This window comes from Massilia putida (genome assembly GCF_001941825.1).
In the GTDB taxonomy this organism is placed as follows: domain Bacteria; phylum Pseudomonadota; class Gammaproteobacteria; order Burkholderiales; family Burkholderiaceae_D; genus Telluria; species Telluria putida.
Window position 1 is genome coordinate 2117681 of sequence record NZ_CP019038.1, and the last position, 24659, is coordinate 2142339.

At 65.8% G+C, this 24659-nt stretch carries 20 protein-coding genes; 4 read left to right on the top strand and 16 right to left on the bottom strand.

Annotation, left to right across the window (positions count from 1 at the left end; genetic code table 11):
- Positions 1 to 2 precede the first annotated feature (2 nt).
- The 15 genes from BVG12_RS11720 to ndk form a co-directional block, all read right to left on the bottom strand.
- A complete protein-coding gene (locus BVG12_RS11720) occupies positions 3 to 1313 on the bottom strand; it encodes an adenylosuccinate synthase (protein WP_075792537.1) in 1311 nt (436 codons plus the stop codon).
- A 3-nt stretch (positions 1314 to 1316) separates the two neighbouring features.
- Positions 1317 to 2471: an ATP phosphoribosyltransferase regulatory subunit gene (locus BVG12_RS11725; protein ID WP_075792538.1), complete on the bottom strand. Its 1155-nt coding sequence runs from the start codon at positions 2469 to 2471 to the stop codon at positions 1317 to 1319.
- 283 nt (positions 2472 to 2754) lie between these two features.
- Positions 2755 to 3633, bottom strand: a complete 879-nt coding sequence (gene hflC / locus BVG12_RS11730; RefSeq protein ID WP_075792539.1) for a protease modulator HflC — start codon at positions 3631 to 3633, stop codon at positions 2755 to 2757.
- Positions 3633 to 5012: an FtsH protease activity modulator HflK gene (gene hflK, locus BVG12_RS11735; RefSeq protein ID WP_075792540.1), complete on the bottom strand. Its 1380-nt coding sequence runs from the start codon at positions 5010 to 5012 to the stop codon at positions 3633 to 3635. Before hflK ends, hflC begins: the two co-directional genes overlap by 1 nt.
- A gap of 3 nt (positions 5013 to 5015) precedes the next feature.
- A complete protein-coding gene (hflX, locus tag BVG12_RS11740) occupies positions 5016 to 6197 on the bottom strand; it encodes a GTPase HflX (RefSeq protein ID WP_075796316.1) in 1182 nt (393 codons plus the stop codon).
- A gap of 29 nt (positions 6198 to 6226) precedes the next feature.
- Entirely contained in the window at positions 6227 to 6463 is a 237-nt protein-coding gene (gene hfq, locus BVG12_RS11745) for an RNA chaperone Hfq (RefSeq protein WP_036168820.1), read from the bottom strand.
- Between the two features lie 283 nt (positions 6464 to 6746).
- The gene (gene der / locus BVG12_RS11750) at positions 6747 to 8084 is read right to left on the bottom strand and encodes a ribosome biogenesis GTPase Der (protein ID WP_075792541.1); all 1338 of its coding nucleotides are present in this window, start codon (positions 8082 to 8084) and stop codon (positions 6747 to 6749) included.
- A gap of 6 nt (positions 8085 to 8090) precedes the next feature.
- Positions 8091 to 9245, bottom strand: coding sequence for an outer membrane protein assembly factor BamB (bamB, locus tag BVG12_RS11755; protein WP_075792542.1), 1155 nt, complete (start codon positions 9243 to 9245; stop codon positions 8091 to 8093).
- Between the two features lie 134 nt (positions 9246 to 9379).
- Complete coding sequence (locus BVG12_RS11760; RefSeq protein ID WP_075792543.1) at positions 9380 to 10039, bottom strand: YfgM family protein; 660 nt, start codon at positions 10037 to 10039, stop codon at positions 9380 to 9382.
- Positions 10040 to 10102: 63 nt separating this feature from the next.
- On the bottom strand, positions 10103 to 11404 hold the full coding sequence (hisS, locus tag BVG12_RS11765) for a histidine--tRNA ligase (protein WP_156895613.1): 1302 nt from the start codon (positions 11402 to 11404) through the stop codon (positions 10103 to 10105).
- Positions 11405 to 11539: 135 nt separating this feature from the next.
- Positions 11540 to 12820 carry a flavodoxin-dependent (E)-4-hydroxy-3-methylbut-2-enyl-diphosphate synthase gene (ispG, locus tag BVG12_RS11770; protein ID WP_075792544.1) on the bottom strand — a complete coding sequence of 427 codons (1281 nt, stop codon included), beginning with the start codon at positions 12818 to 12820 and terminating at the stop codon, positions 11540 to 11542.
- Positions 12821 to 12846: 26 nt separating this feature from the next.
- On the bottom strand, positions 12847 to 13890 hold the full coding sequence (locus BVG12_RS11775; protein ID WP_075792545.1) for a RodZ domain-containing protein: 1044 nt from the start codon (positions 13888 to 13890) through the stop codon (positions 12847 to 12849).
- Positions 13891 to 13900: 10 nt separating this feature from the next.
- On the bottom strand, positions 13901 to 14725 hold the full coding sequence (gene pilW / locus BVG12_RS11780; RefSeq protein ID WP_075792546.1) for a type IV pilus biogenesis/stability protein PilW: 825 nt from the start codon (positions 14723 to 14725) through the stop codon (positions 13901 to 13903).
- A complete protein-coding gene (gene rlmN, locus BVG12_RS11785) occupies positions 14725 to 15894 on the bottom strand; it encodes a dual-specificity RNA methyltransferase RlmN (RefSeq protein ID WP_075792547.1) in 1170 nt (389 codons plus the stop codon). The genes pilW and rlmN overlap by 1 nt, the downstream gene beginning before the upstream one ends.
- Positions 15895 to 16025: 131 nt before the next feature.
- On the bottom strand, positions 16026 to 16451 hold the full coding sequence (gene ndk, locus BVG12_RS11790) for a nucleoside-diphosphate kinase (protein ID WP_075792548.1): 426 nt from the start codon (positions 16449 to 16451) through the stop codon (positions 16026 to 16028).
- Between the two features lie 257 nt (positions 16452 to 16708).
- Between ndk and BVG12_RS11795 the strand changes: the two genes are divergently transcribed.
- From BVG12_RS11795 to BVG12_RS11810, 4 genes are all read left to right on the top strand, one after another.
- On the top strand, positions 16709 to 17392 hold the full coding sequence (locus BVG12_RS11795; RefSeq protein WP_075792549.1) for a Bax inhibitor-1/YccA family protein: 684 nt from the start codon (positions 16709 to 16711) through the stop codon (positions 17390 to 17392).
- A 262-nt stretch (positions 17393 to 17654) separates the two neighbouring features.
- Entirely contained in the window at positions 17655 to 17993 is a 339-nt protein-coding gene (locus BVG12_RS11800; RefSeq protein WP_075792550.1) for a hypothetical protein, read from the top strand.
- A gap of 88 nt (positions 17994 to 18081) precedes the next feature.
- The gene (locus BVG12_RS11805) at positions 18082 to 20085 is read left to right on the top strand and encodes a TonB-dependent receptor (protein WP_075792551.1); all 2004 of its coding nucleotides are present in this window, start codon (positions 18082 to 18084) and stop codon (positions 20083 to 20085) included.
- A gap of 345 nt (positions 20086 to 20430) precedes the next feature.
- Complete coding sequence (locus BVG12_RS11810; protein WP_075792552.1) at positions 20431 to 23115, top strand: hybrid sensor histidine kinase/response regulator; 2685 nt, start codon at positions 20431 to 20433, stop codon at positions 23113 to 23115.
- Between the two features lie 89 nt (positions 23116 to 23204).
- On the opposite strand, the gene rlmD is transcribed toward BVG12_RS11810, so the two are convergent.
- Entirely contained in the window at positions 23205 to 24590 is a 1386-nt protein-coding gene (gene rlmD, locus BVG12_RS11815) for a 23S rRNA (uracil(1939)-C(5))-methyltransferase RlmD (RefSeq protein WP_075796317.1), read from the bottom strand.
- Between the last annotated feature and the right edge of the window lie 69 nt (positions 24591 to 24659).

Consider the following 24659-nt stretch of genomic DNA (forward strand, 5'->3'; position numbering starts at 1 on the left):
TATCAGGCCGCGAACGGATGGCGCAGCACGATGGTTTCTTCGCGGTCCGGACCGGTCGACACCATGTCCACCGGAATACCGACCAGTTCTTCGATGCGCTTGATGTAGGCGCGGGCGTTGGCCGGCAGGTCGTCCATCGACTTGGCGCCGACGGTGGTGCCCGTCCAGCCCGGCATCTCTTCGTACACCGGCACGCAGGCAGCGGCTTCTTCGGCGCCGACCGGGAAGATGTCGACGTCGCGGCCGTCGATCTTGTAGCCGGTGCACAGCTTGAGCGATTCCAGGCCGTCCAGCACGTCCAGCTTGGTCAGGCACATGCCGGTCACGCCGTTGATCTGCACGGAACGGCGCAGCAGCGCGGCGTCGAACCAGCCGCAGCGGCGGGCGCGGCCCGTCACGGTGCCGAACTCGTGGCCGATGCGCGACAAGTGTTCGCCGACGCCGGCGTCCGTCGGCAGCTCGGACGGGAACGGGCCCGAACCCACGCGGGTCGTGTAGGCCTTGGTGATGCCCATGACGTAGTGCAGCATGCTGGGCCCGACGCCCGCACCGGCGGCGGCATTGCCGGCCACGCAGTTCGACGAGGTGACGAACGGGTACGTGCCGTGGTCGACGTCCAGCAGCGAGCCTTGCGCGCCTTCGAACAGCAGGCTGCCGCCGGCTTTATGGGCGGCGTACAGCGCGGACGACACGTCGCCCACCATCGGACGCAGGCGCGGCACGAGGGCCATCGCGTCGTCGAACACTTTTTGGAAGTCCAGCGCCTGGCCGCCGAGGAAGCCGGTCAGCACGAAGTTGTGGTACTCCAGGTTCTCGCGCAGCTTCTCGGCGAAACGGGTCTCGTTCAGCAGGTCGGCGATGCGGATCGCGCGGCGCGCGACCTTGTCTTCGTAGGCCGGGCCGATGCCCTTGCCCGTCGTGCCGATCTTGTTCACGCCGCGGCGGGCTTCGCGCGCGACGTCGATCGCGACGTGGTAAGGCAGGATGACCGGGCAGGCTTCCGAGATCTTCAGGCGCGACGCGACTTCGATGCCGGCGGCTTCCAGTTTGTCGATCTCGCGCATCACGTCCGGGACGGAGACGACGACGCCGTTGCCGATGTAGCAGGCGACGCCTTCGCGCATGATGCCCGACGGGATCAGTTGGAGTGCCGTCTTCTGGCCCTTGATCACCAGCGTGTGGCCGGCGTTGTGGCCGCCCTGGAAACGCACCACGCCGGCGGCATGGTCGGTCAGCCAGTCGACGATCTTACCCTTGCCCTCATCGCCCCACTGGGTGCCGATGACAACGACGTTCTTAGCAGTATTTGACATCACTTAACCTAAGTTTTTGAGAATCCAATTTCCTTGTTCGAGGACGAGCACGCGGTCGCACTCGAACTCGTCCTGTACATTGTCGTGACCCGGCATGGACTGGATCACCACTTCGCCGCTCTTGCGCAGTTCGGCGATTTTTTCGCGCAGCTCGGGCGCGTTGCCCCACGGGGCACGAATGGAGTGCTTGCGCTCGGCCGTCGGCAGCAGACGGGCCAGTTCGCGCAGGTCGAGCGAGAAGCCGGTCGCGGGACGGGCGCGGCCGAACGCTTCGCCGACGTGATCGTAGCGGCCGCCGCGCGCGACGGCGTTCGGCAGGCCCGGCACGTACAGCGCGAACATGGCGCCGCTTTCGTACTGGTAGCCGCGCAGGTCGGCGAGGTCGATCGCGATCTGCGCGCGGCTCAGTGCCGAACCGGCCAGCGCGGCGAGTTCCGCCAGCGCGCGGGCGATGCCCGGCAACGCGGGCAGCACGTCTTTTGCGCGCGCGAGCACGTCGATGTCGCCGTACAGGTTCGGCAGCGCCAGCAGCGCGGCACGCGTTTGTTCGGTGTAGGTCGCAGTCGCCTCTTCCAGCCCCGGCACGTCCTTCGAGCGCAGCAGGCTGTACAGCAGTTGCTCGTCGCGCTTGGCGGCCGGGTCCTCGGCGAGGATGGCGCGCAGCACGCCGACGTGCGACAGGTCGAGGCGCGGCGCATCGAACCCGGCCAGCGCGAGCGATGCCAGCGCCAGTTCCTGGATCTCGGCATCCGCTTCGAGGCCCGCGTGGCCGTAGATTTCGGCGCCGATCTGCAGCGGCTCGCGCGTGGCGTGCAGGCCGGACGGCTGCGTGTGCAGCACGCTGCCGGCATAGCACAGGCGCGTGACGGTGTCGCGGTTCAGCAGGTGGGCATCGATGCGGGCGACCTGGGTCGTCATGTCGGCGCGCAGGCCGAGCAGGCGGCCGCTCATCGAATCGACGAGTTTGAAGGTGCGGAGATCGGTGTCCTGACCGGCGCCGGCCAGCAGCGAATCGACGTATTCGAGCAGCGGCGGCATCACGAGTTCGTAGCCGTAGGTACGGAAGGTATCGAGCATCAAACGGCGCAGCTCTTCGATCTTGCGCGCTTCGGACGGCAGGACGTCGGCGATATTCTCGGGCAGGAGCCAGGTGGGCATGGGCAAAGCGGGTCGGGTTGTTAAAGGTCGGACAACATTCGGGCGGCATGAACGCGGCTTTGCACGCGTCCACTGCGCCGAATCGACGATTTTAACCGAAAACGCCGGTCGGTTGGCGATGAAACCAAAGCCAACGTTGTCGATATTCCACGTAGGGTGGCCACCCCGGGCCCATGCGTTACGCCGGCACGGCGCGAACGATACGCGTGGGCAAGGGGTACCACCCTACGGCGCCACCCTGCGAATCGACGGTAACGTAGGGTGGGCGCCCCGAGCCCACCGATTATTTGCCGGCGCCCGGCCCTTTGAAGTACTTGAAGAATTCCGAGCTGGAATCCAGCACGATCACATCGTTGCGCCCCTTGAAGGTGGCCTTGTAGGCCTCCATCGAGCGATAGAACCGGTAGAACTCCGGGTTCTTGCCGAACGACTGCGCATAGATCTGCGACGCCTGCGCATCGCCTTCTCCCTTGATCGTCTCGGCGTCGCGCTGGGCGTCGGCCAGGATCACGCTGCGCTGGCGCTCGGCGTCGGCGCGGATCGTTTCCCCCTCGGCCACGCCGGTCGCGCGCAATTCGTTCGCCACGCGCACGCGGTCGGCCTTCATGCGTTCGTACAGGGCATTGTTGACCGGCTCGGTGAAATCGATTCGCTTCAGGTGCACGTCGACGACTTCCACGCCCAGGTCGCGCACCGCCGGCACCAGGTCCGCGCGGACGGCCTCGGCGACGTCCGCGCGCTTGCCGCCGGTCAGCACGTCGGCCAGTTTGCGCTTGCCGACCTCGGCCGTGAGCGCGTTGCGCACGAGCTGGTTCAGGCGCTCGCCGCCGCGGTCGGCGTTGCTGCCGATGGCGATCACGTACTGGCGCGGATCGACGATGCGCCATTTGACGAAGGCGTCGACGAGCAGGTCTTTCTTTTCGGCCGTCAGGAAGCGCTCGCCGTCCGGCGTGTCGAGCGTCTGCAGGCGCTTGTCGAGGTAGACGACGTTCTGGAACGGCGGCGGCGCCTTGACATTCAGGCCCGGTTCCTTGATCACCTCGCGCAGTTCACCGAACGCGTACACGACGGCATAACGGTGCTGGTCGACGACGAACACGGACGACGCCGCGAGCGCGACGACGATGGCGGCACCGATCAGGGTGGCGAGAAGGCGGCTCATCAGCGGCTCTCCCGTTCGCGACCCGTGTCGCGGCTGCGCAGGTCGCGCGTGCGGTTCGATTCGCCGCCCGACGCTTCCGGCTGGGCCGGCGCGGCCGGCGACTGCGACTGCGCTTGCGGCTGCTGCGCCGGGGGCTGCTGCGCGCCCATCACCGGACCGGAGCCCGAGCCGCGCGCGGCCTCGTTGGCCGTCGACTGGGCCAGCAGGCGGTCGAGCGGCAGATAGATCTGGTTGGTGCCGGTCTTGGCGTCGATCATGACCTTGCTGGTGCTGGAAAGGATCTGCTGCATCGTTTCGATATACATGCGGTCGCGCGTGACGGCCGGGGCCTTCGCATACTCGGCCACGATCTTGTCGAAGCGCGCGGCGTTGCCCGTCGCCACGCTGACGGTGCTGGCGCGGTACGCTTCCGCATCCTGCAGCAGGCGGGCGGCCTTGCCCTTCGCTTGCGGGATGACCTCGTCGGCAAAGGCCTGCGCCTCGCTGCGCGAGCGGGCGCGCTCTTCCTGCGCCTTGTTGGCGTCCTCGAACGCGGCGGCGACCTGGTCGGGCGGTTGCACGGACTGCATCGTCACGCCGACGATGTCCGCGCCGAGCTTATAGCGGTCGGCCATGCGCTGGATCGCTTCGCGGGCTTGCGCGGCCAGCTTGTCGCGGCCTTCGTACAGGACGGTGTCCATCTTGTTCTGGCCGACGAGTTCGCGCACGACGGTCTCGGCGGCGTCACGGACGGTCTCGACCTGGTCGCGGTTGTTGAACACCCAGGCAACCGGGTCCTTGATCTTGTACTGCACGGAGAACTGGACGTCGACGATGTTCTCGTCGCCGGTCAGCATCAGCGCTTCGTTGCGCTGCTTGTTGCGCACGTTGGCGCGGTAGCCGATCTCGGCGGTCTGCACCTGGGCCGTGTTCACGGTCTCGTGCGCCTGGAACGGCGCGGGCCAGCGCCAGTTGAACCCGGCACCCGTCACGTGCGACAGGCGGCCGAACGTCGTCACGATGCCGACCTGCCCTTCCTGCACGATGAACGCGCCGCTGGCCAGCCAGATCAGCAAGGCGATGGCGCCGACGACGGTCGCCGTCAGGCCAATGCCGCGCGCTTCCGGGCGGAACGAGCCGTCGCCGCCGCCGCGCTTGCCGCCGAACAGGCGGTTGAGGCGCTGGTTGAAATCGTTCCACAGCTGCTCGAGGTCGGGCGGACCGTCGCTGTCGTTCTTGTTGTTGTTATTGTTCGGACGGCGGCCTTCGTTCGATTTGGGTTTGTGGCCCCAGCGCGGATCATTGAGGGACAACAGGGGAACGCCGGCCTTGCGCGCGCCGGCGTGACGACCGATCGGCGCCAGCCGCGCGCCGATCCGTTTGATCAGAGAAACAAGCATAGACTAGTGTGGTCCGGAATGGGGAGTCGCGGGCAGCAGGTCGGTCGCCCCCGTCTGCACCTCGTGCGCGAAGCCGGCTTCCTCGTCTTCCTGCTCGTCGGCGTTCGGTGCGGCGGCGCCGCTGCCGGCCGCTTCGACGATCGCGTCGCGCAGCAGGTCGAGTCCGGCGCCGCTCCTGGCGCTGATGAAAACGCGGCTGATCTTACCATATTCATCACGCTCGATCCCGGGCTCGAGGCCCGCGGTATCGATCTTGTTCCAGACGAGGATCTGGGGAATATGGTCGGCGCCGATCTCGCGCAGGACCTCGTTGACCTGCTCAATCTGTTCCATCCGCACGGGCGACGCGCCGTCGACGACGTGCAGCAGCAGGTCGGCGTGGATGGTTTCTTCCAGGGTGGCGCGGAACGCCGCGACCAGCTGGTGCGGCAGTTCGCGCACGAAACCGACGGTATCGGACACGACGACATTGCCGACGTCCGGACCGAGATACAAACGGCGCGACGTGGTGTCCAGCGTCGCGAACAGCTGGTTCGCGACGTACACCCCGGCCTTCGTCAGGGTGTTGAACAGCGTCGACTTGCCGGCGTTGGTATAGCCGACGAGCGACACGGAAAACGTCTGGTTGCGTCCGCGCGAACGGCGCTGGGTCTCGTGCTGCTTGCGCAGTTTCGTCAGGCGCGTGCGCAACATCTTGACGCGCTCGCCGATCAGCCGGCGGTCGGTCTCGAGCTGGGTTTCGCCGGGGCCGCGCAGGCCGATACCACCCTTCTGGCGTTCCAAGTGGGTCCAGCCGCGGATCAGGCGCGTGGCCAGGTGCTGCAGCTGGGCCAGCTCGACCTGCAGCTTGCCCTCGTGGCTCTGGGCGCGCTGGGCGAAGATGTCGAGGATCAGGCTGGTGCGGTCGACCACGCGCACGTTGAGCCGCCGCTCCAGGTTACGCTGCTGGGCGGGCGACAGGGCGTGGTTGAAGATGACGATCTCGACCTTGTCGGCCAGGCAGGCCTGCGCGATCTCGTCGGCCTTGCCGCTGCCGACGAAATACGCGGGGTCGGGACTGTTGCGCTTCGCGGTGATCGTGGTGATCGGTTCGGCCCCTGCCGAGCGCGCCAGCAGGGCCAGTTCTTCCAGGCTGGCCTTGAAGTCGCCAGCGCTGAAATCAATACCGACCAAGGCGGCGCGCATGGTGTTGCCGGAAACGTCAGCCATCGACCTCACTCGGCGTCTTGTTCGAGGTTGAGGTTGACGGCGCGGGCCGGGACGACGGTGGAGATAGCGTGCTTGTAAACCATCTGGGTGACCGTGTTACGCAGCAGGACCACGTACTGGTCGAAGGACTCGATATGGCCCTGGAGCTTGATCCCGTTGACCAGGTAGATCGAGACCGGGACGTGCTCTTTGCGCAAGGCGTTGAGGAATGGGTCTTGTAACAGTTGCCCTTTGTTGCTCATGACAGCTCCGTGATGTTGTTGTCGTATAAAAATTGTGGCGGGATGCCGGATTTCAAGTGGCTGCGCCAACATTCTCAAGCTGTGAATGTTCGCCCAAGCTAACTGTAACCTGTTTTGCTCTTTTTTGTCGTACTGCTATGGTTAAACCTGGCTTAAAAAGCGCCCGACCCATTTGCAGGGTGGACGGCTCGCCGTCCACGCGCCGTTGGCGGCTCCGACTTCGCGCGCGACATCGGAACCGACGCGTACCGCCGCGTGGACGGGGACCCCGTCCACCCTGCGGTCATTCCTTGGCAAACGGGTTCTTGCCGCTCTTCAGCTCGATACGCAACGGCGTGCCGATCAGGTCGAACGTATCGCGGAAATGCTTTTCCAGGTAACGCTTGTACGGTTCCGTAATGCCATCCAGCGCATTGCCGTGGATGACGATGATGGGCGGGTTCTGGCCGCCCTGGTGGGCATAGCGCATCTTCGGACGCGTGCTGCCCTTGCGCTTCGGTTCCTGCTTCTCGACGGCTTCCTGCAGCGCGCGCGTCAGGCGCGGCGTCGACAGTTTCGCGGTCGCCGCCGCGTACGCCGTGTCGATCGCCTTCATCAGGTGGTTGATGCCCGTGCCCTTCAGCGCCGAGATGAATTTCGTCTCCGCGAAGTCGAGGAAGTTCAGCTTGCGGTCGATGTCGTTCTTGACCTGGTCGCGCTGGTCGGAGGTGAGGCCGTCCCACTTGTTGACGGCGACGACGAGCGCGCGGCCCGTCTCGAGGATGAAGCCGGCGATGTGCGCATCCTGCTCGGAGATATCCTGCTGCGCGTCCAGCATCAGCACGACGACGTTCGCTTCCGAGATCGACTGCAAGGTCTTCACGACCGAGAATTTTTCGACCGCCTCGAACACCTTGCCGCGGCGGCGGATGCCGGCCGTGTCGATCAGGGTGTAGTGGCGGCCGCCCTTTTCGAACGGGACCTCGATCGAATCGCGCGTGGTGCCCGGCATGTCGAACGCGATCACGCGCTGCTCGCCGACCAGCGTGTTGATCAACGTGGATTTGCCGACGTTCGGACGGCCGACGAGCGCGATCTTGACGCCGTAGTCGGCCGGCTCCAGCTCCTCGGCCTCCTCGGGACGCTGCTGCACGGCTTCGTCGATGGCCTCGTTGACAAGGTCCAGCACGCCGTCGCCGTGGGCGGCGGAGATCACGTACGGATCGCCCATGCCCAGCTCATAGAACTCGGCCGTGACGGACGTGTACTTCATGCCCTCGCTCTTGTTCACGACGAGCATGACCTTGCGGCCCGACTTGCGCAGGAAGTCGGTGATGGTCTTGTCGTGCGGCGTGAGACCCTGGCGGCCGTCGACGATGAACATCACGACGTCCGCCTCGGCGACGGCCTGGCGCGTCTGCAGCGCCATTTCGTGCATGATGCCTTCCTTGGCGACCGGCTCGAAACCGCCGGTATCGATGACCAGGAACGGCCGTTCGCCCATGCGCCCTTCGCCATAGTGGCGGTCGCGCGTCAGGCCGGGCAAGTCCGCCACCAGCGCGTCGCGCGAGCGGGTCATGCGATTGAATAAGGTCGACTTTCCGACGTTGGGACGACCTACGAGTGCGATTACCGGCTTCATTGAATCTTATTCGACCGCGATGGCGGTCACGGTTCCATTTTGTGTTTGAAAAATCAGGTTCGAACCGACGACCAGGGGCGTGGATCCGATGGCGCTGCCGTCGGTGGCGAGCCGGGACAGGAACGACCCGTCTTCGCGCGACAGGAAGTGCACATAGCCCTGGTAGTCGCCGACGGCGACGGCGCGGCCGTACGACACCGGCGTGGACAGGCGGCGGTAGGCCAGCTTGTCGTTCTTCCACGCGCTCGCGCCGCTGTCGCGGTTGTACGCATAGACGGCGCCCTTGTCGTCCGGGACGAATACGAAGCGCTGGTCCGCGGCCACGCCGACTTCCGACGAGATGTCGCGGGTCCAGCGCGGGCTGCCCGTGGCCAGGTCGAAGCAGCCGACGCGGCCCTGGTACGACACGGCGCACACGTCGTTGTCGATCACGACCGGCGTGCCGCCCATGTCGGTGACGCGTTCCAGTTCCGTCGCGCCGCGTGCGACGCCGACCTCGATCTCCCAGCGCGGCGCGCCGGTGGCGAGGATCAGCGACATCAGCTTGCCGCCCGGCTGGGCGATCAAGACGTCCTTGTCGTGGATGACCATGCCCGGCGCGAGGCGCAGGGTCAGTGCCGGCGCGGTGCGCTGCACGGTCCATTTCTTCTGGCCCGTCCTGGCGTCGTAGCCGACGATGCGGTTGTCGATGCTGCGCGCGACGACGATGCCCTGGCCCACGACCGGCGACGACAGGATCTCGGAGGACAGCTGGGCATCCCACAACTTCTTGCCGTCCATGTCGAACGCGAGCAGCACGCCCTTGGCGCCGCCGAGCACGATGACGCTGCCGTCCGTGCCGACGCCCGCCGTCAGGTCCATGCCGGCTTTCGTGCGCCAGATCTGGCGGCCCGTGGTGGCTTCCGCCCGCACGATGGTGCCGTCGGCCGCGGCCACGATGACGGTGTTGTCGGCGACGGCGGGCGAGAACATGTAGTTCTGCGACTTGCCGACTTCGAGCTTCCACGCCGTGCGCACGGCCATCGAACCCTTCATGTCGACCAGCGGCGCGGGCTGGTTGCCCTTGGGTTTCGATGCGAACGGATTGAGCGAATTCATGGTGGAGCAGCCCGTCATCAGGGCGAGGACACCGGCACCAACGAGCTTGCGGCTAATACGCATATTCTTCTTACCTTGTTCTTAGAGACGTCGTTCCCGCGCAAGCCTCGGCGGCCCCGTGGGAACCCATGCTGACTTACCGAATCCTGCAACTCAGTATGGATTCCCGCCTGCGCGGGAATGACGGGGTTGTTATGTTACGCAGCTGCCTTCTGCGCCGGCGCCGGCGCCGAACCGCCGATCGCATCCAGCTTGACCTGCACGACCTGGCGGCCCGGATGGTTCTTCTCCATCTTGTCGAGCGCGGCCTGGTAGGCGGTGCGGGCATCGGGCAGCTTGTTCTGCGCGACATAGACGTCGCCCTTGCGGTCCTGCACCTCGGCCGCGAACTGCGCCGGGAACTCGCCGTTCAGCAGTGCCAGCGCCTGGTCGTAGGCCTTCTCGTCGAGCAGCACGCCGGACAGGCGCAGGCGGGCGATGGCTTTGTATTCGTCGTCGCCATGGTCGATCGCCCATTGCAGCTGGGCCTTCGCGGTCTTGAGATCGTTCGCGTCGAACGCGGCCTTGGCGGCAGCCAGCGCCGCCATCGGGGCGTACGCGGTCGAGCCGAACTTGTTCTCGATATCGCCCGTGATGCGCGCGACCTTGGCCTTGTCGCCCGCCTGGATCGCTTCCGTCAGGCCGTCGTACAGGCCGGACGCTTCCGCGGCCTGCGTGCGCTGGTGCGAGTTCCAGAAGTTGTAGGCGGCATAGCCGCCCAGCGCAATGATCAGCACCCAGCTGATGAGGTTGCCAAAGCGGTCCCAGAAGGCCTTGAAATTGGCTATCTGTTCCTGTTCTTCGAGATCGTATGCCATGGACGTCGGTCTTTGTCTTATCGTTGGTTGAGAAGGCCCCCGCGCGCCGGCGCGGGTTCTGAATTACGGATGATAGTGCACGTGATCGTGATCGTGGTCGTGGCCACCGACGATCTGGTCGACGATGAAGTCGACGGCTTCGTCGAACGGCACGCTGTGCTGCTGCTGGCCAGCATCAAGCTCGCGCAGCGCCTTCACGGCCACGACGTCGTTCTTGACCTCGTCCTCGCCGATGATCACGGCGAACGCGGCGCCGGAACCGTCGGCCTTCTTCATCTGGCTCTTGAAGCTGCCGGCGCCCGTCGGCGTCGCGCAGTGCAGGACCACGTCCAGGCCGGCGTCGCGGATGCGCTCGCCGAGGATGAACGCCTTCATCTGCGCTTCCTCGCCCTGGTGCACGAGATAGACGTCGCACTGGGCCGGCTCGGCCGGTTCGCCCTGCGCCTTCATCAGCTCGATGAGGCGCTCGATGCCCATCGCGAAGCCGATGCCCGGCGTCGGCTTGCCGCCGAAGGTCTCGATCAGCGGATCGTAGCGGCCGCCCGCGCAGACGGTGCCCTGCGCGCCCAGCAGGTCGGTGACCCACTCGAACACGGTGCGGTTGTAGTAATCGAGGCCGCGCACGAGGCGCGGGTTCACGGTGTACTGGACATTGTTCGCGTCCAGGATCTTCTTGAGGCCCTCGAAGTGCGCGAGCGATTCGCCGCCCAGGTAGTCGAGCAGCTTCGGCGCCGCGTTGACGAGGTCCTGCATGGCCGGGTTCTTCGTGTCCAGGATGCGCAGCGGGTTCGCGTGCAGGCGGCGCTTGGCTTCCGCGTCGAGCTGGTCGATGTTCGCTTCGAAGTACGCGATCAGGTCGGCGCGGTGGCGCTGGCGCTCTTCCGCGTTGCCGATCGAATTCAGTTCCAGGCGGATGTTATCCAGGCCGAGGTCGTCCCACAGGCGGCGGCACAGCATGATCAGTTCCGCGTCGATGTCCGGGCCGGAGAAGCCGATGGCTTCCGCACCGAACTGGAAGAACTGGCGGTAGCGGCCGCGCTGCGGACGCTCGTGGCGGAACATCGGGCCCTTGTACCACAGGCGCTTCGGGCCGTCGTAGGCGAGGTTGTGCTCGATGACGGCGCGCACGACGCCGGCCGTGCCTTCCGGACGCAGCGTGAGCAGGTCGCCGTTCATCGAATCGGTGAAGGAATACATCTCCTTCTCGACGATGTCGGTGACGGCGCCGATGGCGCGCGCGAACAGGCCCGTCTCCTCGACGATGGGGGTGACGATCTTCTGGTAGCCGTAGCTCTTGAGCACGGATTCCGCGGTGTTTTCGAACAATTCCCACAGCGGCGCGTCGGCCGGCAGGATGTCGTTCATGCCTTTGATGGCGACGATTTTCTCTTTTTATCGGACATTTCTATTTTCCGTTACCGTCGTCCCCGCGAAAGCGGGGATCCATGCTGAGGTGGCTAAAGATGCTCAGTATGGGTTCCCGCTTTCGCGGGAACGACGTTAGATGGTTTCGGCTTCCTTGCCGTAATTCTTTTTCACGTAATCGAGCACGATCGTCTTGAACTCATCCACGATCCGCTCGCCCCGCAGTGTAGCGACCTTTTGCCCATCCACAAAGACCGGTGCCGCCGGCGATTCGCCGGTGCCCGGCAGCGAGATGCCGATGTTCGCGTGCTTCGACTCGCCCGGGCCGTTCACGATGCAGCCCATCACGGCCACGTTCATCGCTTCGACGCCCGGATAGGTCTTCTTCCACTCCGGCATCTGCTCGCGCAGGAAGGTCTGGATGTTGTCCGCGAGTTCCTGGAACACGGTCGACGTCGTGCGGCCGCAACCCGGGCAGGCGATGACCATCGGCGTGAACTTGCGCAGGCCCATCGTCTGCAGGATTTCCTGGCCCACGACCACTTCCTTCGTGCGGTCGCCGCCCGGTTCCGGCGTCAGCGAGATGCGGATCGTGTCGCCGATGCCTTCCTGCAGCAGCACGGACAACGCGGCGGTCGACGCGACGATGCCCTTGCTGCCCATGCCCGCTTCCGTCAGGCCCAGGTGCAGCGCGTAGTCGCAACGCTTGCCCAGTTCGCGGTAGACGGCGATCAGGTCCTGCACGCCGGACACCTTGCACGACAGGACGATCTTCTCGCGCGCCAGGCCGATTTCCTCGGCGCGCTGCGCGTTCTCGATCGCCGACGTGATCAAGGCTTCGTACATCACCGACTGCGCGCTCCACGGCTGGGCGCGCGCGGCGTTCTCGTCCATGATGCGGGCCAGCAGCGCCTGGTCGAGGCTGCCCCAGTTGACGCCGATGCGCACCGGCTTGTCGTACCTGATCGCGGTTTCGATCAACTGGGCGAACTGGGTGTCGCGCTTGGCGCCCTGCCCCACGTTGCCCGGATTGATGCGGTATTTCGACAGCGCCTGCGCGCACTCCGGATAGTCGCGCAGCAGCAGGTGGCCGTTGTAGTGGAAGTCGCCGACGAGGGGGACGTCGACGTCCATCCTGTCGAGCTGTTCGCGGATGGCCGGCACGGCGGCCGCCGCTTCCGGCGTATTCACGGTGATGCGCACGATCTCCGACCCGGCACGCGCCAGTTCCTTGACCTGGATGGCGGTGCCGATCACGTCGGCCGTGTCCGTGTTCGTCATCGACTGCACGACGACGGGCGCATCGCCGCCGACCATCACCTTGCGCGCGCCGTGCTGCACGAGCACGCCGCGGCTCGCGCGGCGCGGCAGCGGGCCGGATCCGATCGGCTCGTTCGCGTTGTTCGGAAAAGTCATCTTTCTGATCCTGTTATTACACGCTTTTACTGGAGATTGACGCGCGAGAGCGTCTTGCCCGGCACGGGCGGCAGCGCGACGGCATTGCCGCGCAGCGTGGCCGTGACGCCGCCCGGATTGCCGACGACCACGCGCACGGGCTGGTCGACGCTGACGGTTTCCGTGCTGCCGGCCTTGACGAGGCGCGACAGCAGCGGCGCGCCGCCCTTGGCCGGCCGTACTTCGATCCACGAATCCTCGCGTACGTTCAATACGAGCGCGTTGGCGCCCGCGGCGGCCGGGGCGGCGGCGGGTGCCGGCGCGGTCGCGGCCGGCGTGGCGGCAGGCGGCACCTGCGTTGCAGTCGGCGCCGCCGGTGCCGCGGGGGCAGTCGCCGGCGGCGCGCCGGTCGCGGTCGTGCCCGGCACGTTGACGACGGGGCCCGGTGCCGCATTCGCTGCAGGCGCAGGCGCAGGCGCAGATGCCGCGGCGCCCTGGCCCGGCACGGAAATCAGCGGCACGGCCGGATTCTGCAGGGGCTCGACGGAGCTGCCGCTGGCGACCTCGGTCGCGACGCCGTTCGCGGCCGGCGCGGCCACGCTTGAACTCGCCGTCTCGCCACGCTGGCTGCCCGGCACGAGGCCGAAATGCCACGCGGCGGCGGCGGCCACGACGACGGCCACGGCGCCGGCGATCCAGCCCAGCGGCAGGCTCGAACGCTTGCCATGGCTCGGGAACCTGGATTCGGAGAACGAGGCCGGCGTCGGACGGCGGTTCGCCGTGACGGCGCTCGTATCGGGCGCGGGCTCGGTCTCCATGGCGATCTGGGCCACCAGCGGCGCCGGATCGAGCTTCACCAGCTTGGCGTAGGCCCGGACGAAGCCGCGGGTCACGGCTGGGCTGGGCAGCGAGGCGTAATCGCCCGCTTCCAATGCGACGACCTGGCGCACGGCCAGTTTCAACTGGTCGGCCACCTGTTCGACGGACCACCCCATCGCCTCGCGCTGCGCGGCCAGGGCCTGGCCCGGGACGCCGTGCACGGGCGGTTGGTTGTCGGGCGTCGCCGGCTGATCTGCACGCTCGGAACTCATTGTCGTTGTCTCACTCACTAAATGCACCGCGCTCGAAGGCCGCGTACTCGGGCGAACCGGGGAAGCGCTTGCGCAACTGCGCCGCCAGCGAAGCTTCCGTGGCCCGGTCGCCGAGCATGTGTTTGACCCGGATGGCCAGCCACAGCACGTCGGCCGACAGCGTGTCGAGCTTCGCTGTCTCCGTCAGGCGGTTAATGAAAAACCCGGCGCGGGAATAATCGCGCCGCTCGAAATACACCCGCGCCAGCCCGGCGCTCGTGGCCGGCAGGTCGGGATCGTAACGCAGGGCATCGAGCAGATAGCGCTCGGCCGCGTCGACATTCTTCATCTTGAGGCTGCAATTTCCGGCATTGATCATGGCTTTGACCGGCGTCGCGTAATTCTGATTCTTCAGCGCCGCCTCGAAATAAGTCATGGCCTCCGCCGGCTTGCCGCCGGCGTCGCACAGGAACAGCCCGTAGTTGTTGGACAGGTCCGGATTGCGCGGCGCCAGGCGCAGCGCGTGCCGGTAGTTCTCGTCGGCCAGGGCATTCTCGCCCATCGCCGCGTAGATCAGCGCACGCACGCCGTATGCGTCGGCATAGTCCGGGTTGGCGACGATCGCCTGCTTCACCTCGTCCAGCGCGATGTCGTACTTGCGCTCCTGGTAATAGCCCACTGCCAGTTGCAGGCGGATCTGGGCGCGCTTTTCCGCGGCCGTCTGGTCGGACAGCGTCTTGAGCTCGTGCGTGTCGCCCGCCAGGCCGCCGTTATTGCCGGCGCATGCCGCCAGCAGCAAAGGCAGGACCAGGAGCGGGGCGAGCGCGCAGGCCAGGCGTCCGGACAGCCGCGGCATCAGGACGCGATCTCCACGATCTTGCCGAAGTTCGGGCCGAATTTTTGCTGGTATTCAGCCATCTTGCTCATGCGCTCGTTCACGCGGGTACGGTCCTTGACCTCGCCCGCCAGCTGGCCGCAGGCGGCGTCGATGTCGTCGCCACGGGTCTTGCGGATGGTGGTGACGATGCCGGCGTCCATCAGCACCTGGGCGAACGCCTTGATGCGCGGGTTCTTCGAGCGCACGAGGCCGGATTCCGGGAACGGGTTGAACGGAATCAGGTTGAATTTGCACGACACGCCGACGACCGGATCGTTGACGAGGGCGACGAGTTCGCGCGCGTGCTCGTCCGTGTCGTTGACGCCGTCCAGCATGCAGTATTCGAACGTGATGAAGTCGCGCGGGGCAAATTCCAGGTAGCGCTTGCACGCGGCCATCAGTTCGCGCAGCGGGTATTTCTTGTTCAGCGGGACCAGCATGTCGCGCAGCGGGTCGTTCGAGCCGTGCAGCGAGACGGCCAGCGCCACCGGGCATTCCTGGCTCAGCTTGTCCATGTTCGGCACGACGCCCGACGTCGACACGGTCACGCGGCGGCGCGACAGGCCGTAGGCGTTATCGTCCAGCATCAGCTTCAGCGCGGTGACGGTCGGGTCGAAGTTCAGCAGCGGCTCGCCCATGCCCATCATGACGACGTTCGTGATCTGGCGCTCGCCCTTCGGCCCCGGCTCGATGCCTTTCGTGCGGCGCAGTTCGAACTCGGCCATCCACAGCTGGCCGATGATCTCGGCGACCGTGAGGTTGCGGTTGAAGCCCTGCTTGCCCGTCGAGCAGAAGCGGCAGTTGACGGCGCAGCCGGCCTGCGTGGAAATGCACAGCGTGCCGCGCGTCTCTTCCGGGATGAACACGGTCTCGACGGCATTGCCGTTGCCCACGTCGACGAGCCATTTACGGGTGCCGTCGGCGGACGTGTGGTCGCTGATGATCGCCGGCGCCGTTACTGTCGCGCGCGTCTTGAGCTTTTCGCGAAGCGATTTCGCCAGGTCCGTCATGTCGTCGAAATCGGCGACGCCGAACTGGTGGATCCAGCGCTGCAGCTGTTTGGCGCGGAACGGCTTCTCCCCCAACTCGGCGCAGTAAGCGACGAGCTGCGCGGGATCGAAGTCCAGCAAGTTGGTGAGAGTTGCCATGATTGAATCCTGTGCCTTCAAAATAAGTCCCGCCCGCCGGGCTCTTTGAGCATGGGCGAGCGGGATATTGCGATGTTAAATCAGCCTTGGGCCGACCAACACAAAAAATTGCTACAAAAAATAAACTGCGATTAACGCGAATAGACGTTCAGTGCCGGGAAGAAGTAAGCGATCTCGACAGCTGCGGTCTCGGCAGCGTCCGAACCGTGCACGGCGTTGGCGTCGATCGAGTCGGCGAAGTCGGCGCGGATGGTGCCCTTCTCAGCCTTCTTCGGGTCGGTTGCGCCCATCAGTTCGCGGTTCTTGGCAATCGCGCCTTCGCCTTCCAGCACCTGGATCATGACCGGGCCCGAGATCATGAAGTCGACCAGATCCTTGAAGAACGGACGCTCTTTGTGGACGGCGTAGAAACCTTCGGCTTCGGCGCGCGACAGCTGTGCCATGCGGGCAGCGACGATCTTCAGGCCGGCGCCTTCGAAGCGGCTGTAGATTTGGCCGATCACGTTTTTAGCGACTGCGTCAGGTTTGATGATCGACAGGGTGCGTTCGATTGCCATTTAAAAACTCCAATAAAAAGAAAGGTTTAAATCGAGATTTGGGAACTCAATCAACCTTCTATTTTACCATACATCCGCCATCCTACCGATATTGCGCCGGCTGGACGCGAGATGTTAGAGTGGCATCGATAGACCTCGTCCATACGGGGGCCGCTTATGCAAGGCTTAAAGCTTGCGTTTACGGCAGATTCCCCCCTGTTGACGGCGGGGCCAGACCCCATATGGGGAGCAAAGTGATTTCTTCCAACGGAGGCATTATGATTCCCAGCCTGCAGAAAACCTTCGACGTCTCGGCCATCCAGGCCACGCGTCACCGCGTGTTGCGCAACACCTACTGGTTGTTGGCATTGTCCATGGTCCCGACCGTGCTCGGCGCCTATATCGGCCTGCAACTGGCCCTGCCGATCTTTGCCGGCGGCATGGGCGTACTGTTGTTCCTCGCCATCGCGTTCGGCTTCATCTTCGCGATCGAGAAAACCAAGAACTCGGCGGCCGGCGTGCCGATCCTGCTCGGCTTCACGTTCTTCATGGGCCTGTGGCTGACCCCGCTGCTGCGCTACACGCTGCACTTTTCCAATGGCGGCACGCTGATCATGACCGCGTTCGCCGGCACCGCCGCCGTGTTCGCCACGATGGCGACGATCGCGACCGTCTCCAAGCGCGATTTCTCGGGCATGGGCAGCTGGCTGTTCGCCGGCGCCATCGTCGTGATCCTGGCCGGCCTGGCCAATGTCTTCCTGCACCTGCCGGCGCTGATGCTGGTCGTGGCGGCGATGGCGATGGCGATCTTTTCGGGCTTCATCCTGTTCGACGTGAACCGCATCGTCAACGGCGGCGAGACGAACTACATCAGCGCGACGCTGGCCATCTACCTGGACATCTACAACGTGTTCACGAGCCTGCTCCAACTGCTGGGCATCGGGTTCGGCAACCGCGACTGACTTTCGCTCGATGCATGAAGAGCCGGCCTGATGGCCGGCTTTTTTATTTGCTTGGCCGTATGCATACGCGTGGGCACGGGGCCCACCCTACCGAGACGTAAATTCGGGGTCAGAGCCCGTTTCTGATCAATGTGGCCGAAGCACGCTTGCTTCGAAGATCATGCACCAAAAAGTGCCCTGACCCCGAATTTTTAACGGCAGAGCGCAGCGTCACCAAAAGTGTCGTTGTCAGAATCGAACGGGCCTGCGTACAATATGATGCATGTCCCGTAGCCTGGTCCACGTACTGCTGTCGCTTCTGCTGCTTGTTTCGCAGCAGTTGTCGCTCGGCCACGGCTATACGCACTGGGCGGACATCGACGAGACACTCGTCCAGCAAGCGGGCGCCGACGACGGCAGCGGCAAGCTGCCCAAGCCCGGCCTGCACGACCTGTGCGGCCAGTGCGCGGCCAGTGCCCAGATCGCGTTTGCGCTGCCGACCACGCTGCGTCGGTTCGTCCCTGCCGAGCTGGCTTATGCCGCCCCGGCCGTGCCGGAGACTCCGGGCATCTGCCTGCTGGCGGCGTGCCCGTTCCAGTCGCGCGCCCCACCCCAAGCTTGAATAACGTTCAGAGTTTTCTCGTACCGCCCGGCCCGGCACGTCCCGGCGGCGCGGGTCGTTATCCATCTGCTTGAGGTTTTAAAAAGTCATGAAAATCGAACGTACGCTGCTCGCCAGCGCGCTCCTGCTCGCCTTCCACCCGGCCGTTCGCGCGGCCGACGATCAACAGACCATCAACGAAGGCAAGATCCAGCAAGTCGTCGTCACCGCCAGCCCGCTGCGCAACGGCGAAGGCGACCAGATCCTGACCCCGGCGAAAGTGCTCGCCGGCGACGAACTGCGCGACAAGGTCGGCAGCTCGCTGGGCGAGACGCTGCAGAACGAACTGGGTGTATCCGCCTCCGCGTTCGGCGCCGGCGCGTCGCGTCCCATCATCCGCGGCATGGAAGGTTCACGCGTAAAAATGCTGGAAAACGGGATGGCGACGTCGGACGTGTCCGGCCTGTCGAACGACCACGCCGTCGCGTCCGAAGGCGCGGTCGCGCGCCAGATCGAGATCCTGCGCGGCCCGGCCGCCCTGCTGTACGGTTCGGGCGCCATCGGCGGCCTCGTCAACGTCGTCAACGAACGCATCCCGACGGCGCTGGAACCCAAGCCCACGGGCCAGATCGAGACGCGGCTCAGTACCGTCGACAACGGCAAGAACATGTCCGGCACGCTGGACGGCGCCGTCGGCAAGATCGGCCTGCACCTCGACGGCAATATGCGCAACACGGACGACTACCAGATCCCCGACCTGCGCGTGGTGAACGACCCGGCCTCGCGCATGAACCGCCTGCCGAATTCCGACACCAGGGAGCGCAACATCGGCGTGGGCGGTTCGTACATCGACGACTGGGGCTATGCGGGCCTGTCGGCGTCGCACCTGACGAATTTCTACGGCATCCCGACGAACGAAGGCTCGCACATCAGCCAGCGCCAGAACCGCTACGACTTCGACAGCATCGTCAAAAGCCCGCTGGACGGCTTCGAAAGCGCGCGCATCAAGGCCGGCTATACCGATTACCACCACGCGGAACTGGACAACGGCGTGCCTGCCACGCTGTTCTCGAACAAGTCGTTTGAATCGCGCATCGAACTCACGCACAAGCCGCTGACGAGCCTGGGACTGCACGGCACGTTCGGCGTGCAGACGGAAAACACGCACTTCTCGGCGCTGAGCGCGGAAGGCGGCCCGGACACCGTGCCCGTCACCCACTCGACGACGCAGGCCGCGTTCCTCGTCGAGGAATGGAAGCAGGGCCCGCTGCGCTGGAACGCGGGCCTGCGCTACGAACACGTCGACCGCAAGCCGGTCAGCAACAAGGAACGCAGCTTCGACTTGCAATCCGGTTCGATCGGCGCGCTGTGGCCGTTCACGACAGGCTATTCGTTGGGCGCGACCCTGTCGTACGCGCAGCGCGCACCGTCGACGGACGAGCTGTACTCGGGCGGCCCGCACGATGCCACCCTCACCTTCGACATCGGCGATCCGGACCTGCACAAGGAAATCTCGCGCAACCTCGAACTGTCGCTGCAAAAGACGAGCGGCCTCTTGCGCTGGCGCGTGAATGCCTATCGCAACAACGTCAACAACTTCATCTTCGGCCACATCACGGGCGCGACGTTCGACGCCGACGGCAACCCGGGCGGCGATTTCCGCGAGCGTCTGTTCCAGCAGGCCAAGGCGCACATCCAGGGCGCGGAGGCGGAGATGACGTGGAACCAGGTCGGCATGGGCTGGAACGGCCGCGTGTTCGCGGACACGTCGCGCGGCTACCTCGACGATGTCGGCAACCTGCCGCTGCAACCGGCCGACCGCGTCGGCGCGGCCGTCGGCTACCGCCAGCCGCACTGGCGCGCCAGCCTCGACTGGACGCATGCGCGCGCCCAGGACCGCCTCGCCGCGTTCGAAGCTACGCCGACGCCGTCGTACAACCAGGTCGACGCCAACGTCTCGTACACGCAGAAGCTGGAGAAGATGGACCTGACGTATTTCCTCACCGCGAAGAACCTGCTGAACGAGGACATCCGCCTGTCGACATCGCTGCTCAAGGACATCGCGCCGCTGCCGGGGCGCAACATCACGTTCGGGGTGCGGGCGAAGTTCTGATATTACCCGTCGTTCCGGCACTGCCGGAACGACTTCCGCGCAGGCGGGAACCCAAGTATTCAGCGGCCGCGCACGCGAAAATGGGTCCCGCTTCCGCGGGGACGACGAGCGGCGTATTGACGTCCCGTGCGCCGCGCGCGCGGGACGTCCATTATAGTCTTGCCATTAAACCCAATCCCATCGGCATTTGTACAACGTTTGCCGCCTAAAATGGTCCTTTGGAGACATTTTATTCTCCAGGTATCAACGGAGTTTCTCGCCCGGAAAATGTATTTTTTTTCATAGTCGTTCCAGCTTATGCATTTGCGCATAGAATGACCGCTTTCGGGCTCGGAAGCGATCAGCATGGAAGCAGCGACGCGCGACTTTCATCTCCTCGGCAGCACCGGCGCCGTTCGCGCCGGTTACCACGTCCATGACTGGTCGGCGTCGCCACTCGGCTCGCCGGATCGGTGGAGTCCCGCATTGCGCAATGCGGTCAGCCTGATCCTCGAATCGGAATTCCCCATGTACCTCGCCTGGGGCCCGCACCTGGCGCTGCTGTACAACGCCGCCTTCATTCCCCTTCTCGATGGCACCCATCCGGTGTCGCTCGGCCGTCCGCTGGCCCAGGTCTGGCCCGACCGCTGGCCCGGCCTGAAGCCGCTCGTCGAGCGCGCCCTCGCCGGCCACGCGACGTATGGCGAGGACGTGCCGAGCCCGATCGACCGCAACGGCAAGCCGTACAACGCGTGGTTCACGCTGGCGTACTCGCCGCTGCGCGACGACAGCGGCAACGTGCGCGGCGTGCTGTGCGTGACGAGCGAGACGACCCAGCGCGTCCAGCTGGAACGGCGCCACGCCGTGCAGCTGCGGGTGGTGGACAGCCTGCGCCGCATGCACCACCCGTCCGACATCATCGAATGCTCGTGCACGCTGCTCGGCAGGCATTTGGAACTCGAGCGCGCCTGCTATGTCGAAACGGATGAAGCGGACGGTAGCTTCGAAGTGATGCACGACTGGGCCCGCGATGCGAGCGCGCCGCTCATCGGCCGGCGCGCCCGCCTCGACGATTTCGGCCCGCAGGCACTGGCCCTGCTGCGCACGGGCTCGCCGCTGGCCGTGCGCGACGCGACGGCCGACCCGCGCCTGCCCGAACGCGGCGACCGCTATGCGGCGGCCGGCGCGCGCGCGATCCTCGTCGTGCCGAAGGTCAGGCGCGGCCAGCTCGTGGCGGCCCTCGTCGGCTATTCGACCCTGCCGCGCGACTGGGACGAGGAAACGCAGCGCCTCGCCACCGACATCGCCGAGCGCAGCTGGGAAGCGCTGGACCGCGTGCGCGCCGAGCAGGCCTTGCGCGACGCCGTCGCGCGCCAGACGACGCTGCTCGACATGAACGAATTCCGTCTGGAAGTGTCGGACCAGCTGCGCCACCTGAACGACCCGTCGCAGATCTTCGTGCAGACCGGCGCCCTGCTGGGCCGCTTCCTGCAGGCCAGCCGCGTGCTGTACGGCGATTACGACGCCGACAAGCAGCTCGTGACCTTCCATTCGAATTACACGGACGGCATCGTCGCCGAACTGAACGGCACGTTTCCCGCCGCCCTGTTCGGCACGGCGAACTTCGCCTCGCTGGCCCAGGGCACGTGGGTGTCGAGCGACCTGCAGCGCGATCCGCGTACGAGCGGTGCCGACGTCTGGCCGAACTATGCCGCGCTGCAGATCCGCTCCAGCGTCGTCGTGCCGCTGAACCGCAACGGCGCGCTGACGAGCTGCCTGTTCATCAACGACAACCTGCCGCGCGTGTGGAGCGCCGACATCGTGCGCCTGATCGAGGACGTCGCGGAGCGGGCCTGGAGCGCCGTCGAGCGCGTGCGCGCGGAGGACGCGCTGCGCCTCGCCGACCGCCGCAAGGACGAATTCCTCGCCATGCTCGCGCACGAGCTGCGCAATCCGCTGGCCCCGATCTCGGCCGCGGCCCAGCTCTTGAACATGGGCCCGCCGGACGGCGCGCGCGTGGAACGCACGAGCGCGATCATCGCGCGCCAGGTGGCGCACATGACGGGCCTGATCGACGACCTGCTGGACGTCTCGCGCGTCACCCGCGGCCTCGTCGTGCTCGCGCGCGAAGAGGTCGACCTGCGCCGCGTGATCGGCGACGCCGTCGAACAGGTGCGCCCGCTGATCGAGGCGCGCCGCCACCAGCTGGCGCTGCACCTGTCGACGGAACCGGCCATCGTCCAGGGCGACCCGAAGCGCCTCGTGCAGGTCGTCGCCAACCTGTTGAACAACGCGGCCAAGTACACGCACGAGGGCGGCCGGCTGTCGATCTGGATGGGCATCACGGCCGAGCAGGTGCTCGTGTCCGTGTCCGACAACGGGATCGGCATCTCGGCCGAACTGCTGCCGACCGTGTTCGAGCTGTTCTCGCAGGCCGAACGTACGCCGGACCGCTCGCAAGGCGGCCTGGGCCTCGGGCTCGCGCTCGTGAAGAGTCTCGTGGAATTGCATGGCGGGATGGTGACGGCGGCCAGCGAAGGCCGCAACCTGGGCAGCGAATTCACGATCCGCCTGCCGCGCCTGCACGGCGCCGGCGTGCCGCCCTGCGAGAAGGTCGTGTCCACGCAGGCACCAGGCAGCACGCAGGGCCTGTCGCTGATGCTCGTCGACGACAACGTCGATGCCGCCATGACGCTGGGCCTGTTGCTGGAATCCGGCGGCCACGATGTGACGGTGATGCACCACCCGGGCGAAGCGCTGGAACAGGCCGCGCAGGGGCGCTACGACGCCTTCCTGCTCGACATCGGCCTGCCCGGCATGAGCGGCTACGAACTGGCGCGCCGCCTGCGCAAGCTGCCCGCGTGCGCGGACGCGACGCTCGTCGCGATCACGGGGTACGGCCAGCAATCGGACCAGGCGAGCGCGGCGTATGCCGGCTTCGACAGCTACTTCGTCAAGCCGGTCGATCCGGCAGGGTTATTCGCACTGCTCGACCGGGTGGCACCCGGTAGGGTGGGCGGCCCTCCGCCCACGCGTTCACCCGCCGCGTGAACGGACGAAAGTTGCGTGGCAAAGCTTACGCTGGTTGAACGCGTGAGCACGTGATTGGTGCCCCCGGCATCAATCACCCGCCCTACCGGCTATTCCACGTCTTTGGGCGCACTGAATTCGCGCGGCTGGAATTCGTCGAGCAGCTCGAACACGCCGATCGATTCCACGTGCGACGTGTGCGGGAACATGTTCGCCACGCCGGCCTTCTTGAGCACGTAGCCGGCGCGGTGCGTGAGGATGCCGGCGTCGCGCGCCAAGGTCGACGGGCTGCACGACACGTACACGATCCGCTTGGGCATCAGGTCCGGATTGGTCAGGCGCAGTTCGGCCAGTGCGATGGCCAGCGCGACGGCGCCGTCGCGCGGCGGATCGACCAGCATGCGGTCGAATTTGCCCAGCGCGATCAGGTCGTCCTTCGTCACCTCGAACAGGTTGCGCGTGTAGAACGTCGTCTTGCCGGCGAGGCCGTTGGCGCGGGCGTTTTCCAGCGCGCGCGTCGTCAGCGCCGTACTGCCTTCGATGCCGACGACCTCGCGCGCCTGCGTGGCCAGCGGCAGCGTGAAGTTGCCGAGGCCGCAGAACAGGTCGGCCACGCGGTCGTCCTTCTGCACGTCCAGCAGGGTCAACGCCTTGTGCACCAGCAGGCGGTTGATCTGGTGGTTGACCTGCGTGAAATCGGTCGGCTTGAACGGCATCTTGATGCCGAATTCCGGCAGCGTGTAATACAGTTCCTTGCCGAGGGGGTAGTACGGCGCGGCGGTGTCCGGGCCCTTCGGCTGCAGCCACCACTGGATGTTCCACTTGTCCGCGAACGCCTTCACGAGCGTCTCGTCGGCGGGCGAAAGTGGCGCCATGATGCGCAGCACGAGCACGGTGGTCTCTTCGCCGACGGCGATCTCGATCTGCGGCATCTGCTGGTAGATCGACAGCGCGCCGACCAGCTCGCGCAGCGGCACGAGCATGTTCGAGAGGTGGTCCGGCAGGATTTCGCAGCTCGTCATGTCGGCCACGTACGACGAGTGGCGCTCGTGGAAGCCGACCAGCACCGTGCCCTTCTTCGCCACATGGCGCACGGACAGGCGCGCGCGGTAGCGGTAGTCCCACGTGGGGCCGTACATCGGACGCATGATGTTCTCGGCCTTCGTCTTCCCGATGTGCCACAGGTTGTCTTCCAACACGCGCTGCTTCATCGCGACCTGGGCCGACGGTTCCAGGTGCTGCATCGAGCAGCCGCCGCAATGCCAGAAGTGCGGGCACTTGGGCTCGACGCGCATGCTCGAGGCCTTTTGCAGCGTGACCATGCGGCCCGATTCCCAGTTCTTCTTCTTGCGCAGCGTCTCGAAGCTGACGCGCTCGCCCGGCAGCGCGCCTTCGACGAAGATCACTTTACCCGGCGTGCCGTCCTCGTTCTCCAGGTGGCCGACGCCGCGCGCGTCCATGTCGAGGGATTTGATGTTGATGAAGGTTTCTTGCATGGGATAGAAGAAAGCAAATCGGGACAACGGCCGGTGCATATCCGCGCCATCAAACAACGTCATCCCCGC